Here is a 14,694-nt window from a genome sequence, read left to right as displayed (position 1 = left end):
GATGCGTCACACCCCGATGCCGATGCGAACCGAGCGCACGCGGCATGGCACCCTTAGAGCTGCGAATGAGGCAATCACGGACACGGGTTCGACAAGGAGCGGTCACAGTGCAGCGCTGGCGTGGCTTGGAGGACATCCCCGAGGACTGGGGGCGCAGCGTCGTCACCATCGGTTCCTACGATGGGGTGCACCGCGGACACCAGCTGATCATCAAGCATGCCGTGGACCGCGCCCGTGAGCTGGGCGTTCCCTCCGTCCTGGTGACCTTCGACCCGCACCCGAGCGAGGTCGTGCGCCCCGGCAGCCACCCCCCGCTGCTCGCCCCGCACCACCGCCGCGCCGAGCTCTGTGCCGAGCTGGGTGTGGACGCGCTGCTCGTCCTCCCCTTCACCACCGAGTTCTCGAAGCTGTCGCCCGCCGACTTCGTGGTGAAGGTCCTCGTCGACAAGCTGCACGCCAGGGCCGTCGTCGAGGGCCCGAACTTCCGCTTCGGCCACAAGGCCGCGGGCAATGTCGACTTCCTGCGCGAGCAGGGCAAGACGTACGACTTCGACGTCGAGGTGGTGGAGCTGTACGTGAGCGGATCCGCCGGAGGCGGCGAGCCCTTCTCCTCGACCCTGACCCGGCGGCTGGTCGCCGAGGGCGATGTCGAGGGCGCGCGTGAGATCCTGGGCCGCCCGCACCGCGTCGAGGGGGTCGTCGTCCGCGGCGCCCAGCGTGGCCGCGAGCTCGGCTTCCCCACGGCCAACGTCGAGACCCTCCCGCATACCGCGATCCCCGCCGACGGCGTCTACGCGGGCTGGCTGCACGTCGAGGGCGAGGCGATGCCCGCCGCGATCTCCGTCGGCACCAACCCGCAGTTCGACGGCACCGAGCGCACGGTGGAGGCGTACGCCATCGACCGCGTAGGCCTCGACCTGTACGGCCTGCACGTCGCCGTCGACTTCCTCGCCTACGTCCGCGGCATGGCCAAGTTCGACTCCATCGAGGCGCTGCTGGAAGCCATCGCCGACGATGTGAAGCGCTCGCGCGAGCTGATCGAGGCGTACGAGGGGGAGTGACTCGTCGTACGGGCCAGGGGCGTCGGCGCTTTCAAAGGCACCGGGCGCCCCCGCTTACGTCTTGAGCCGCACCCGGCCGCACGCCGTCCGCTTCACGTACCGAGCCGTCAGTGGCACGCCGTCTGCTTCACGTCCGGAGCCGTGCCCAGTGGCACGCCACCTGTGCCTCGCCGCTCCCGGCCAGCACCTCCAGATCCTCGCCCCGGCACGCGTCCGCGACGCCCGCCCGCTCGGCCTCCCCGCTCGCCAGGATCTGGCAGCGCGCGTGGAAGCGGCAGCCGGCGGGGATGCGGGAGGGGTCCGGGGGTTCGCCGGTGAGGACCACCGGCTCGCCCGGGGCCTCCGGGAGGACCGACAACAGGGCCTGGGTGTACGGATGCCGGGGCGCCGTCAGGACCTTCTCCACCTCGCCCGTCTCCACGATTCGGCCCAGATACATCACCGCGACCCGGTCGGCGATGTTCCACGCCAGCCCCAGGTCGTGGGTCACCACCAGGGCGGACAGGCCGAGCTCGGCGCGCAGCCGCAGCAGCAGGGCGAGGATCTCGCCGCGTACCGACGCGTCGAGGGAGGCCACCGGCTCGTCGGCGACGATGAGTTCGGGCTCCAGGACCAGCGCGCCCGCGATGACGACGCGCTGGCGCTGGCCGCCGGACAGCTCGTGCGGGTAGCGCAGGAAGAAGCGGTCCGGCGGACGCAGACCCGCCCGTGAGAGGGCTTCGGCGACCGCCGCGCGCTCGTCGCCGCCGTACCGGTGGATGCGCAGTCCCTCGGCCACGGCGTCGTACACCGTGTGCCGGGGGTTGAGCGAGCCACTGGGATCCTGCAGGACCAGCTGGACGCGCTTGCGGTAGGCCTTGAGGGCGCGTGCGGAGTAGTCGAGCGGCCTGCCGTCGAAGGTGACGAGGCCGTCGGTCGGCGGGACCAGGCCGAGCAGGGAGCGGGCCAGCGTCGTCTTGCCGCAGCCCGACTCGCCGACCAGGGCGACGATCTCGCCGGGGCGGATGTCGAGGTCGACCCCGTCGACGGCACGCGCGCGGGCGGCGCCGTGACGTCCGGGGAAGGCGATGTGCAGGCCCTCGGCGCGGAGCAGGGGAGCCGCGGTCACGGCGGTGGTCGTCGTGGTCATGGGGCGCTGCTCCTGGCTTCTTGGGCCGGGGTGCTGCCCGGCTCGGGGACGGTCGCGCCGGCGTGCACACAGGCGGCCCGGCGCCCCGCACCCGCCTCCCGCAGTGCCTGATCCTCGGTCGCGCAGCGGTCCAGCGCCACCGCGCACCGGGGGTGGAACGTACAGCCGGACGGCAGCGCCGACGGGTCCGGTGGATCGCCCGGCAGTCCGCGTGGCGCGAACCGCGAGGCGGCGTCGCCGATGCGCGGGAACGCCGCCGACAGCGCCTTGCCGTACGGGTGTCGGGCCGCGTCGTACACCTGCCGGGCGGGGCCCTCCTCGACGACACGGCCCGCGTACATCACCGCGAGCCGGTCGCAGGTGTCGGCCAGTACCGCGAGATCGTGGCTGATCATGATCAGGCCCAACTCCTGCTCGGCGACGAGGTGTTCGATCAGGCGCAGGATCTGGGCCTGGATCATCACGTCGAGGGCCGTGGTCGGTTCGTCGGCGATGACGAGCCGGGGGTCGCAGGCCAGGGCCATGGCGATCATGACGCGTTGGCGCTGCCCGCCGGACAGCTCGTGCGGGTAGGCGTTCGCGCGGGCGGCGGGCAGGCCGACGTGCTCCAGCAGCTCGCCGGTCTTCTTCTTCGCGCCCGCCGGGGTGGCCTTCTTGTGGAGCAGGATCGGCTCGGCGATCTGGTCGCCGACGCGGTGCACGGGGTTGAGGGAGTGCATCGCGCCCTGGAAGACGATCGAGGCGCCCGCCCAGCGGACCGCCCGTACCCGCCCCCACTTCATCGTGAGCACGTCCTCGCCGTCGAGCAGGATCTCCCCGCTCGTGCGGGTGCCCGCGGGCAGCAGCCGCAGCAGCGCGAGCGCCAGCGTGGACTTGCCGCAGCCGGACTCGCCCGCGATGCCCAGCTTCTGGCCCGCGTCGAGGGAGAGGTCCACGCCGCGCACGGCGGCCGCCCCGCCCGCGTACGTCACCTCGAGGTTCCTGACCTCCAGCAGACGCCGCTTCGTCGCAGTGCTCATCGGGTCACCCCCAGCTTGGGGTTGAGGACGGACTCGACCGCGCGCCCGCACAGCGTGAACGCCAGCGCGACCACCGCGATCGCGACCCCCGGCGGCACCAGGTACCACCACTTGCCCGCGCTGACCGCGCCCGCCTCCCGCGCGTCCTGGAGCAGCCCGCCCCAGGACACGACGGTCGGGTCACCGAGCCCGAGGAAGGCGAGGGTCGCCTCGGCGAGGATCGCGGAGGAGATGATCAGGGTGGTCTGCGCCAGCACCAGCGGCATCACATTGGGCAGCACGTGTCGGGACATGATGTGCCAGTGCCCGCCGCCGAGCGCCTTCGCCCGCTCGATGTACGGCCGCGACTCCACGGCGAGGGTCTGCGCACGCACCAGCCTGGCGGTGGTCGGCCAGGTGGTGACGCCGATTGCCAGGATGATCGTGCCGATCGAGCGCGACATCACGGTCATCAGCGCGATCGCGAGCACCAGCGTCGGCATGACCAGGAACCAGTCCGTGATCCGCATGATCACGGTCGCGTACCAGCCGCGGAAGTGACCCGCGGTGATCCCGATGAGCGCGCCGATCGCGACGGAGAGCACGGCCGCGAGCAGTCCGACGAGCAGCGAGACCCGGGCACCCCACACCACGAGCCCGAGCAGATTGCGCCCGAACTGGTCGGTGCCGAGCGGGAATCGGGCGCTCGGGCTCTCCATCGGGCCGCCCGGCGCGTCGGTCACGCTCTGCACGTCAGAGCCGACGGTCAGCGGCGCGGTCAGGGCGATCAGGGCGAAGAGGGCGAGGGCGGCGAGTCCGAAGACGCCCGCCCGGTGGGTGCGGTACTGCCGCCAGAAGCGGGCGGCGGAGTGGCGGCGGCGCTGCCAGGCGAGGGTGCGCGGGCCGACCGCGGCCACCTGTGGGGTTGCTTCGGTTGTCATCGGCCCGTCCGACTCGGTCGTGGTCATCGGCCCACCCGTGGGTCCAGCAGCGGATAGATCAGATCGGCCAGGGTGTTCATCACGATCACCGCCGAGGCGAAGACGAAGAACAGTCCCTGGACCAGCGGCAGATCGGGCACGCTCAGCGCCTGGTAGAAGAGCCCGCCCAGGCCGGGCCAGGAGAAGACGGTCTCGACGAGGATCACTCCCGCGACCGTCCGGCCGAGGTTGATGAAGATGAGGGTGACGGTCGGCAGCAGCGCGTTCGGCACGGCGTGGCGACGGCGGACGAGATCGTCCCGCAGGCCCTTCGCGCGCGCCGTCGTCAGATAGTCGCTGCCCATCTCGTCCAGCAGCGCCGAGCGTGTGACCAGCAGTGTCTGGCCGTACTCGACGGCGACCAGCGTCACCACCGGCAGGATCAGATGATGGGCGACATCGAGGACGTACGCGAAGCCCTCCTTGCCGCCCGACTCCATGCCGCCGGTCGGGAACAGGCCCGGGATCGGGCCCATGCCCACCGAGAAGACGATGATGAGCAGTAGGCCGAGCCAGAAGGACGGGATCGAGTACAGCGTCAGGGCCAGGCCGGTGTTGAGACGGTCGCTCGTGCCGCCGCTCCGCCAGGCCGAGCGGGTGCCGATGAAGATGCCGAGCGCGGTGTACAGGATGAACGCCGTGCCGGTGAGCAGGAGGGTGTTCGGCAGTGCTTCGGAGATCTTGTCGATGACGGGGGCCCGGAACTGGTACGAGGTGCCCAGGTCACCGGTGAGCGCCTTGCCGCAGTAGTCGGTGAACTGCTGCCACAGCGGCAGATCGAGCCCGAACTCCTCTCGGTAGTGCGCGAGTTGCTCGGCCGAGACCTGCCGGCCACCCGTCATGTACTTCACCGGATCGCCGGGGATGAGCCGGAAGAGGAAGAAGCTGGTGACGAGGACGGCCAGCAGCGAGACGGCCGCGCCGCCCAACTTGCCCGCCACGTACCGTAGATACGCGGTGGTGGTGCGCGCCCGTGGCCCGCGGACCGACGGCCCGGCCTGAGCCGGACCGTCGGTCGCCTCGACCAGCGAGGGTGTTGCCTCAGCGGTCATGAACTACTCATTCGCTCGTACGTTCATGGGGTGCCCGTAGGTGTCGGGGGGACGGGGAGGGCTACTCGCGGTCCTCGGCCGTGGCGCGGCGTCGCATCGCGAAGAACGCCCCGACGCCGACGAGAACGACGACGCCCGCGACGATGCCGATGATGACGCCCGTGGAGCTCGAACCGTCGGAGGACGCACCGGAGGCGTCGGCCGGAACCGCCGACCACCAGCTCCAGTAACCGTCCTGGCCGTAGATGTTGCCCGCGGCCTTCGGCATCGTCTCGATCGACTTGATCTGGTCGGTGCGGTAGGCCTCGACCGCGTTCGGGTACGCCATGACGTTCATGTACCCGGTGTCGTACAGCCGTGACTCCATCTGCTGGACGATGTCCGCCCGCTTGGCGGTGTCGTACTCGGCGAGCTGCTGGTCGTACAGCTCGTCGTACTTCTTGTCGCAGATGAAGTTGTCCGTCGCGCCGGTGTCCTTGGGAGTGGCGGGCAGGGCGGCGCAGGTGTGGATGGACAGCACGAAGTCGGGGTCCGGGTTGACGGACCAGCCGTCGAAGGCCAGGTCGTACTTGCCGGCCAGCCAGGGGTCGGTCACGTTGTCGAGGCAGTTGAGAGTGACGCCGATGCCGAGCTTGCCGAACCACTCCTTCACGTACTGCCCGACCGCCTTGTCGTTCGGGTCGGTGGCGTGACACAGGATCCGGTAGTCGATCGGCTTGCCGTTCTTCTCGACACGCTTGCCGTCGGCGTTCTTCTTGTAGCCCGCCGCGTCGAGGAGCTGGGCCGCCTTCGCCGGGTCGTACGCGAGTTCCTGGCTCGCGGACGGCTTCCAGTGGTACGTGGAGAAGCGCGGCGGGATGTATCCCGCGCCCTCGACGGCGTGTCCCTGGAAGACCTTGTCGATGAGGGTCTTCCGGTCGATGGCCATGAAGAGCGCCTGGCGCACCTTCTGGTTCAGCAGCGACTCGGCGCCGTCACCGAAGTGCTTGCCGTCCTTGGCCTGGGCACCGGGGTTGGTGGCGAGGGCGTAGAAGCGCCGGCCGGGGGCGTCGTTGACCTTGATGTTCGGCTCGCCCTTGAGGGACGCCGCCTGGGCGGGAGTCAGCGCGGGGGAGCCCGCGACGAAGGAGACCTCACCCTTGCGCAGGGCGGCCACCGCGGCGTCCTGGTCCTTGAAGTACTTGAAGACCAGCTCGTCGAACTTGGGGGCGCCACGCCAGAAGGTCTTGTTCGGCTTCAGACGCACATAGCTGTCGGGCTTGTAGTCGGTCAGGACGAACGGCCCGTTGCCGACGATCGGGAAGCTCTGGTCGTTGTTGAACTTCGAGAAGTCCTTGACCTTCTCCCAGATGTGCTGGGGGACGATCGGCACGTCGAGCGCGCCCATGGTGGCCTGCGGCTTCTTCAGCTCGATGACGAGCTGGGTGGGGCTCGGCGCGGTGACCTTCCTGAAGTTGGTGACGAAGCTGCCGTTGGCGGTGGCCGCTCCCTGGTCCGTCATCATCTTGTTGAACGTCCACGCCGCGTCCTCGGCGGTGGCCTGCTGTCCGTCCGACCACTTGGAGTTCGACCGGATCGTGTAGGTCCAGGTGAGCTTGTCGGCGGACGGCTCCCACTTGGTGGCCAGGCCCGGGACCGTGTGGTTGTCCGCGGGGTCGTAGTTGGTCAGGTACTCGTACATGAGCCGGTGGATGCTCGTACTGAGAAGGCGCGCCGCCAGGAAGGGGCTGAGCGAGTCGACGCTCTGCGCGACCGCGACGGTGAGGACCTTCTTGCTCTCCTTGGCCTGCTGGCTCCCCTTGGCCTGGGCCTGCTGCGGGGCCGGGTTGAGCGGGGTCGCGAGACCGGCGGTGAGAGTGAGTGCGGCGGCGGCTGCGGCGGCGAGGAGCCGTGGGCGCAGACGTCCTCTGTTGGGCTGATCGTGTCTGTTCATGGGTCGGTGACCTCGCGTCATCGCTCGCACAGGGATGGCTGGTTGACCTACTGGATCAGTGGTGATCGGGGGGCGCCGGCGGGGTTGATGTGTGTGTCTATCAGCGGGGGTCTCCGCACGTCAACGGCGCGTCAACCCCGTGTGGCCTGCGGAAATAACGAGTTGGCGTGAATTTCGCGCCTATTGGTTCAGACCGGTGAAGCCCCCCAGGTGACGGGCTGACGGCTCGTAACGCCCATGGATACGAGACGGACCCGCACCGTGAGAGTCGGTGCGGGCCCGGGTGGCAAATCGGCTTCGGCCACAAGGCCGCCGGCAATGTCGACTTCCTGCGCGAACAGGGGGAGACGTACGACTTCGATGTCGAGGTGGTGGAGCGCCGTACACGGACGTCAGGGGGTCGGCCCCTTGACGTTGCCGACCGTCCGGCTATCGGGATTCATTCGCAGCGCATCGGCCTTCAGGCCGGTGGTGAAGCGGATCTGTCATGGTGGCGTGGAGCGTCACGGATGCTGTCCTGCGGAGCATGAGGGCGCAGGCGTCACCACGGCCGGCGCGGAGCGTCACGGGGCCCGGTCAGGCGAAGCCGGGCAACGCCTCCCCCGTTCGGCCCGTTCTGCTCCCCCTGGTTCAAGGGGGGTACCGACCGTTCATACGTTCCCTCTGGTAGCGGGCGGCGCTCGTTCGTACGATCGCCGCATGCAGCTTCGGTACGCCTTCAGGCTGTACCCGGAACCGGGCCAACGCCTCGCGCTGGTCAGGGCGTTCGGGTGCGCTCGCGTCGTGTACAACGATGCGTGCGCGCCCGTGAGGACGCCCGCAGGGCGGGCGAACCCTTCCCCACGGCGGGTGTGCTGTCCCAGAAGCTGATCACCCAGGCCAAGCAGACACCCGAGCGGTCCTGGCTGGGCGAGGTCTCCGCGGTCGTCCTCCAGCAGTCCCTGCGCGACGTCGAGGCCGCCTACAAGAACTTCTTCGTCTCCCTCAAGGGCGAGCGGAAGGGCGCGAAGAGCGGTGCGCCCCGCTTCAAGTCCCGCAAGGACAGCCGTCAGTCGATCCGCTTCACGGCCAATGCCCGCTGGTCGATCACCGGTTCCGGGCGGCTGAACCTGCCGAAGATCGGCGCGGTGAAGGTGAAGTGGTCACGCACCCTGCCCGCACAGCCCTCCTCGGTCACCGTGATCAAGGACGCGGCCGGACGGTACTTCGCCTCGTTCGTCATCGACACCGACCCGGCCGCCGACGCCGCCCACATGCCCGACACCGACCAAACGGTCGGCATCGACCTGGGCCTGACCCACTTCGCCGTCCTCTCCGACGGGACGAAGATCGACAGTCCTCGGTTTCTGCGCCGGGCGGAGAAGAAGCTGAAGAAGGCCCAGCGGGAGCTGTCTCGCAAGCAGAAGGGATCCAAGAACCGGGAGAAGGCCCGCCTCAAGGTCGCCCGCGCCCACGCGCAGGTGGCCGACGCCCGCCGGGAGTTCCACCACCAGCTCTCCTCGACGCTGATCCGCGAGAACCAAGCGATCGGCGTGGAGGATCTGGCGGTGAAAGGACTGGCGCGTACCAGGCTGGCCAGGAGTGTTCACGACGCGGGATGGTCGGCGTTCGTGCACATGCTGGAGTACAAGGCGGCCCGGTACGGGCGGACCCTGGTCAGGATCGGCCGGTTCGAGCCGACCTCCCAGACCTGCTCGGCCTGCGGCATCAAAGGCGGACCCAAGCCCCTGAACGTCCGGGAATGGACCTGCACCGCCTGCGGCACCCTCCACGACCGGGACCACAACGCCGCGAAGAACGTCAAAACGGCCGCCGGACTGGCGGTGACAGCCTGCGGAGCGCAGGTAAGACCAGGACTCGTCCCGGCACAGCGCGAAGAAACAGGAAGCCACGGATTCCCGCCCGAACCCTGTGCCGCGTAACGGCACGGGGTTCCGGCGGGAAGGCCGGAATCCTCGGGCTTCAGCCCACGGAGCAAGTCAATGCTGCGTCCAGCCGGGCGGTACGGAGCCGTGCTGTGGCGGGTTTTGCGGCGGATTCTGGGGTTGCGCCGACTGCTGCTGCTGCCAGCCCTCGTCCGGTCCGGGCTGCTGCTGCGGGTGCTGCTGCCAGCCCTGCCCCGGCTGGGGCGTTACGCCGGGCTGGGTGTAGGGCTGCTGCGGGGGCGCGTACCCCTGCGGGGGCGCGTACCCCTGCGGGGGCTGCTGGAACTGCAGGTTCGGGTTGCCGAAGCCCTGCTGCGTACGGGCGATGTCCTCGGCGATGAGCGCGGCGAGATCGAAGTAGGCCTCGCGGGTCTTGGGACGCACCATGTCGAGGTCCACCTCGGCGCCCGCCGCGAGGTGTTCGTCGAAGGGCACCACGACGACACCGCGGCAGCGCGTCTCGAAGTGCGCGACGATGTCCTCCACCTTGATCATCTTCCCCGTCTCGCGGACGCCGGAGATCACGGTGACCGACCGCTGGACGAGATCGGCGAATCCGTTCGCCGACAGCCAGTCGAGCGTTGTCGAGGCGCTGCTCGCGCCGTCCACCGAGGGTGTGGAGATGATGATCAACTGGTCGGCGAGCTCCAGGACTCCGCGCATCGCGCTGTAGAGCAGACCGGTACCCGAGTCCGTGAGGATGATCGGATACTGCCTGCCCAGCACGTCGAGTGCGCTGCGGTAGTCCTGGTCGTTGAAGGTGGTGGAGACCGCCGGGTCCACGTCGTTGGCGATGATCTCGAGCCCCGACGGCGCCTGCGAGGTGAAGCGGCGGATGTCCATGTAGCTGTTCAGCTGCGGGATCGCCTGAACCAGGTCGCGGATGGTGGCGCCCGTCTCGCGACGGACCCGTCGGCCGAGGGTGCCGGCGTCCGGGTTGGCGTCGATCGCCAGGATCTTGTCCTGGCGCTCGGTGGCGAGCGTGGCGCCGAGCGATATGGTCGTCGTGGTCTTGCCGACGCCGCCCTTGAGGCTGATCACCGCGATCCGGTAGCAGGACATCACCGGCGTACGGATCAGAGTCAGCTTCCGCTGCCGCTCCGCCTCCTCCTTCTTGGCGCCGAACTTGAAGCGGGACGGGCCCGTGTTGTTCTTGCGGGCCTTGGGCTGATTGCGCAGCAGCCGGTCGGAGGAGAGCTCCACGGCGGCGTTGTAGCCGAGCGGGGTGCCGGGCGTGGCCTGCTGCTGGGGGGCACCGGGCCCGGCCTGCGGGCCGACCGGGGCGGTCCAGCCCTGGTTGCCGTAGGCGGCCGGCGGGGCAGCGGGCTGCTGAGGCAGAGGCTGGGCCGGAGGCTGCTGGTGGGGCGCGGGCTGCTGCGGCTGGGCGGGCTGCGGGTAGCCGTAACCGGCCTGCCCGGGCGGCTGCGGCAGCGGCTGGGCGGGGGGTTGGGGGTAGCCGTATGCGGCGGCCTGCGGCTGCCCGGCTTGCGCCGGGTACCCGGGCTGAGGCTGGGCCGGGGGCACCGGCTGGGCCGGGCCGAACGAGCCCTGCGGAGAGGGCTGGTGCTCGGGCTGGGCGGGCTGCGGCTGGGCGGGGGGTTGGGGGTAGCCGTATCCGGCGGCCTGCGGCTGCCCGGCTTGCGCCGGGTACCCGGGCTGAGGCTGGGCCGGGGGCACCGGCTGGGCCGGGCCGAACGAGCCCTGCGGAGAGGGCTGGTGCTCGGGCTGGGCAGGCTGCGGCTGGGCGGGGGGTTGGGGGTAGCCGTATGCGGCGGCCTGCCCGGCTGCGGCCTGTGCGGCTGCGGCCTGCTGGTCCGGCTGCCCTGTCTGCTGTGGTACTCCCTGGACGGGGTGCGCGGGCACGTAGCCCTGCGGCAGCGGGGGAAGTTCGTGGTCGGCCTGGGGCGCCGCGGAGGCCTGCGCAGTGGGCGGCTCCTGTGGCTGCTGCCCCTGCGCCGCAGGCAAGGGTCCGGGAGCGGTGGGCGTCGGCGGTGTCTCCGCCTCTGCCTCCGGCTCTGCTTCCGCCGTCGCTGACGCGGCCTCAGTATCGGTCTGCGTGGGGGATTCCGCATTGGACCGGACGTTCGCCGTCTCGTCGTCCTCCGCACCGGACACGGACCCGGCGAAGTCACCCGACTCCGCCTCGTGGCTCCGCTCCTCCGCCGACTCCTCGTCGTCGTGGGCACCGCCGAACAGCCGCGCCGCCTCGGCGTCGGCGGCGGCATGGTTGATCTCGGCCATCGGCTGCTCGGGGGCGGGCCGTTCGGGGGCGCCGGCTGCCGGGGCAGCAGCCTGGGGCGGGATGCCCTGGGCGTCCTCGTCGACCGGCCGCAGCACGGGGAAGCCGGGCGCGGCGGGCGGCTGGGCCGGCGTCTGCTGCTGAGGCTGTCCGTAACCGCCCGACGTGTCCTGGCTCGGCTGGGGCGCGCCCGCTCCCGCCTGCTGGGGGTAGCCGTACCCGCCGGGTGCCGCCGCGCCGCCGGCCGCTTGAGGGGTGCCCGGCGCGGACTGCTGCTGCGGAAATCCGTAGCCACCCGTGCCGTACTGGTTCGCGCCGGGCACACCCTGCGCGGGCTGCTGCGGTGCGCCCTGGGCGTACGGCTGCGCCGGTGACGGGGCGTGCGGTGCGGGAGCGTGCGGTGCGGGAGTCTGGGGTGCCGGGGCGTGCGGTGCCGGGGCGTGCGGGGCGGGAGTCTGGGGTGCCGGAGCGTGCGGCGCCGGGGCGTGCGGGGCGGGAGTCTGGGGTGCCGGAGCGTGCGGCGCCGGGGCGTGCGGGGCGGGAGTCTGGGGTGCCGGAGCGTGCGGCGCCGGGGCGTGCGGGGCGGGAGTCTGGGGTGCCGGAGCGTGCGGCGCCGGGGCGTGCGGGGCGGGAGTCTGGGGTGCCGGAGCGTGCGGCGCGGGAGCCTGCGGCACGGGACCGCCCGGCGGCCCGGTCAGTGGCCCGACGGGTGGTCCGGTCGGCGGTGGTGGCGCAGTCCGTCCGGCGTCCCGCTGGTCGCCGGCCGTGGAGCCACCCTGCGTGCCTTGGGCGTACCAGGCGGGAGGCGTGTAGACGATTTCGAACTCGCCGGTGAGATCGACGTCGTGATCGTCCCCATCCGAGGACGGGCTGTCGCCGTTGTACTCGGACCGATCCCTGTTCACTGCTTGCCTCCTGGTCAGCCGCTGCTGCTGAGCTGGTCGTCGTCGCGGCCGGGCGGACCGAGTGGCGAGTCCCACGCGGCTGCGATCGTCACCGCATCACCAGAAGCCTAATCACTCGCGTCGCGGTAGGGAAAAGAGCCCATGGGCGCAGCCGGTTTGTACCCCGCTCCAGGAGACGACGACGCGTCAGTCCATACGGCGGGCCACGCCGAGCAGGCCTGTCTCCGCATCAGTGGGTTCGGTCATGACGAACTTGTGGTGCTTGCGGGTGCACCACAGGGCGACGCCGTCGTGAAGGGTCGGCATGTGCTGGAGATGCTCGTCCGGGATGCCCAGAGTGTCGCGTACGACCTCGGTCTCCTGGGGCGAGATGCGCTGGATCCCGACCAGGTGGGCCTGAGCGAGCCAGAGTGGCGCGTGCTCGCCGACGAAGGGCAGCACCGTCACCACGGCCTGCCACGGCAGTGAGGTCACCCGCCCGCGCGGCGGCCGGATACCACAGTCCCGGATCAGCACCACCGGGCTCGAGACGGAGGGGCCCTGCGCAGGCACCCGCCCCACCGGATAGACCGTCACGCACTGCTGGCCGCCGCCCGCCGCCTGGGCCAACTGCTGCCAGGCCTGCGGCCGGCCGGTCTCCACGCCCACGCGCGCCCCCGTCGCCGCGGCGCGCAGCGCCAGCACCTGGGCGAGCCAGAGGCCGCCCACGAGCACGACGTCGAAGGGGGTGGGGCGGGACAGCCCGAGCACGGCCGGCTGTGATTCCGCATCGGCGCCGATGATCACGCCGTCGTCGCCGATCGGCATGCTGATCGCCGCGAGCTCGTCGGCGGTGACGACATGGCGGTTCCGGCGCGGCCCGCGCAGCCCGAAACCCGGGCTGAAGATGCGCCGTTGCTGCTGCGGCGTCTGCGGCTGCCGGATGATGGGGATCATGCCGGTGTCGGTGGGCGAGGCCACGTGCGCCGGCGTGCGCCCGGAGGCCCGGCCGTGCTGCCCCGGGTCCGTGGCCGTAGCGGGGTGGGACATCAGTACGTACCTCCGAGCGGCAGAGTGGCGAGGGCTCCGGGGACCTGCTCCCGGTCGAGGCGCACCAGACCGGCCTTCGCGGCACTCGCGGCCCGCTCCAACTCGCGCCCCACCTCCCCGAGTTCACTCTCACCACGGGCGGTGACGCGGATATGGCCGGTGAGGGAGACGCCCCGGTTGCCGGCCCTCCCCAGGGTCACGCTGAACGTCGTGGCGAGCACAGGGAGCGAGGTGAACCGCGTGATCAGCTCGGGCAGCGCCACACCGCCGTCCCCCAACTGCGGCCAGCGGGAGAGCCAGTACGTGGTGTGCCACCGGTCGTCGACCCGCCAGGTCCGTACCGATTCGACCGTACGCCGCTGGGGCTGCCGCCCGTCCTGGGCGTGTTGCGCGTTGGCCCGCGGGTTCAGGCAGCTGGACGTCGCGAGCGCCTGCACCAGCTCGTTCTCGTCCAGGAGGGTCGCCTTGAAGCCGGCCCCGGCCAGCCGGCTCGCCAGCTGGTCCGCCACCCGCAGCAGTGCCCGCTGCGCCCCGGGAACGCCGTCCCCGCGCGCCTGAACCGCCTCCGGGCACAGCTCAGGGTCGAGCTTGAGGGCGACCCAGGTGAGCCGGAGCGCGGGAGAACCGGCCTTCGCCTGGAGCGGGCCGTACGACCGTGCGGCGACCGCCTGTTGGGGCAGATGCGGCGCGGGCGCCGGCTGGGTGTGCTGCACGACCTGTGCGGACGCGAGACGGATCCCGTCGACCTCCAGGGCGCCGTGGATCAGCTGGAGCGGCAGCTGCCGCCCGACGGACTCGGGACGCAGCGGCTGGTCTCCCGGCTGCACGAAGAGCACGGCGGTCAGGAAGGTCCCATCGCCGATCATGCCGATCGAGCGGTCGTCACGGGACACGAAGCCGTACGTCCGCAGGGCGGGGTCGCACTCCAGGAGCGGGGCCAGCATCGCGTCCGTCCCGGGCGGCACGTGCAGCTTGGCGTCGCGTCGACGCTGCCTCAACGCGCGCGTCGTCTCGTACCACTCGGGCAGCGGACGTCGGCCCCGGCGCAAGACCGCCAGGAGCAGCAGCAGCGCCGCCACGGCACCGGCCGGGGCCAGCAGCCAGGACGTGTCGGCAACCCAGGCGGCCAGCATGACCGTCGCCGCGAGCTCCACCAGGATGAGCTGCTGCAGCCGCACCGGGCCCAGGCTGCCGGGGCGGGGCAGCGTGCGCGGCGACGCGGCGACGGGGGAGGCTGGAGCAACTGACGTACGTCTGCCGCTCGGACCTTCCTGTTGCTGCGGTGCGCGGCGTCCGCGCCGAGTGCTCGTAGCGCTGGTCATCCCCCGGGGCATCCCTTTCGCGAAGTAGTGGCCCTTCGTCGGACGGGATCCTCTGTCCGAGATCCCGGCGACGGGCCAGGGGCGTCGATGGCCCACATCATGTATGAGACTGGCTCACGCT

At 71.1% G+C, this 14,694-nt stretch carries 9 protein-coding genes and 1 pseudogene; 2 read left to right on the top strand and 8 right to left on the bottom strand.

The genetic code is table 11. From position 1 onward, the window contains the following. Nucleotides 1–107 precede the first annotated feature (107 nt). The gene (locus OG819_RS03540) at nucleotides 108–1,061 is read left to right on the top strand and encodes a bifunctional riboflavin kinase/FAD synthetase (RefSeq protein ID WP_266629237.1); all 954 of its coding nucleotides are present in this window, start codon (nucleotides 108–110) and stop codon (nucleotides 1,059–1,061) included. Between the two features lie 127 nt (nucleotides 1,062–1,188). Here the strand turns inward: OG819_RS03540 and OG819_RS03535 are convergent, their stop codons facing one another. The 5 genes from OG819_RS03535 to OG819_RS03515 all read right to left on the bottom strand — a co-directional run bounded on the left by OG819_RS03535 (nucleotide 1,189) and on the right by OG819_RS03515 (nucleotide 7,153). Continuing rightward, nucleotides 1,189–2,190 (bottom strand): ABC transporter ATP-binding protein, encoded by a 1,002-nt coding sequence (locus OG819_RS03535; protein WP_266647973.1) that lies wholly within the window; start codon nucleotides 2,188–2,190, stop codon nucleotides 1,189–1,191. Further along, nucleotides 2,187–3,209 carry an ABC transporter ATP-binding protein gene (locus OG819_RS03530; RefSeq protein WP_266629246.1) on the bottom strand — a complete coding sequence of 341 codons (1,023 nt, stop codon included), beginning with the start codon at nucleotides 3,207–3,209 and terminating at the stop codon, nucleotides 2,187–2,189. Before OG819_RS03530 ends, OG819_RS03535 begins: the two co-directional genes overlap by 4 nt. Continuing rightward, the gene (locus OG819_RS03525; protein WP_266431891.1) at nucleotides 3,206–4,129 is read right to left on the bottom strand and encodes an ABC transporter permease; all 924 of its coding nucleotides are present in this window, start codon (nucleotides 4,127–4,129) and stop codon (nucleotides 3,206–3,208) included. Before OG819_RS03525 ends, OG819_RS03530 begins: the two co-directional genes overlap by 4 nt. 23 nt (nucleotides 4,130–4,152) lie before the next feature. Beyond that, nucleotides 4,153–5,220 (bottom strand): ABC transporter permease, encoded by a 1,068-nt coding sequence (locus OG819_RS03520; RefSeq protein ID WP_266629248.1) that lies wholly within the window; start codon nucleotides 5,218–5,220, stop codon nucleotides 4,153–4,155. A 61-nt stretch (nucleotides 5,221–5,281) separates the two neighbouring features. Continuing rightward, the gene (locus tag OG819_RS03515; RefSeq protein WP_266629250.1) at nucleotides 5,282–7,153 is read right to left on the bottom strand and encodes an ABC transporter substrate-binding protein; all 1,872 of its coding nucleotides are present in this window, start codon (nucleotides 7,151–7,153) and stop codon (nucleotides 5,282–5,284) included. Between the two features lie 699 nt (nucleotides 7,154–7,852). Between OG819_RS03515 and OG819_RS03510 the strand changes: the two are divergent. After that, a pseudogene (locus OG819_RS03510) lies at nucleotides 7,853–9,075 on the top strand (RNA-guided endonuclease InsQ/TnpB family protein). A gap of 57 nt (nucleotides 9,076–9,132) precedes the next feature. On the opposite strand, the gene OG819_RS03505 reads toward OG819_RS03510, so the two are convergent. The 3 genes from OG819_RS03505 to eccE all read right to left on the bottom strand — a co-directional run bounded on the left by OG819_RS03505 (nucleotide 9,133) and on the right by eccE (nucleotide 14,573). Next, a complete protein-coding gene (locus OG819_RS03505; protein WP_266647972.1) occupies nucleotides 9,133–12,222 on the bottom strand; it encodes an SCO5717 family growth-regulating ATPase in 3,090 nt (1,029 codons plus the stop codon). A gap of 186 nt (nucleotides 12,223–12,408) precedes the next feature. Beyond that, nucleotides 12,409–13,251 (bottom strand): hypothetical protein, encoded by an 843-nt coding sequence (locus OG819_RS03500; RefSeq protein WP_266629255.1) that lies wholly within the window; start codon nucleotides 13,249–13,251, stop codon nucleotides 12,409–12,411. Then, complete coding sequence (eccE, locus tag OG819_RS03495) at nucleotides 13,251–14,573, bottom strand: type VII secretion protein EccE (protein ID WP_266629257.1); 1,323 nt, start codon at nucleotides 14,571–14,573, stop codon at nucleotides 13,251–13,253. The genes OG819_RS03500 and eccE overlap by 1 nt, the downstream gene beginning before the upstream one ends. Nucleotides 14,574–14,694: the final 121 nt, after the last annotated feature.

It is taken from the genome of Streptomyces sp. NBC_01549 (assembly GCF_026339955.1).
Taxonomy (GTDB): Bacteria; Actinomycetota; Actinomycetes; order Streptomycetales; family Streptomycetaceae; genus Streptomyces.
Note: the sequence above shows the minus strand (reverse complement) of the source record. Positions and strands in the feature narration are given on the sequence as shown.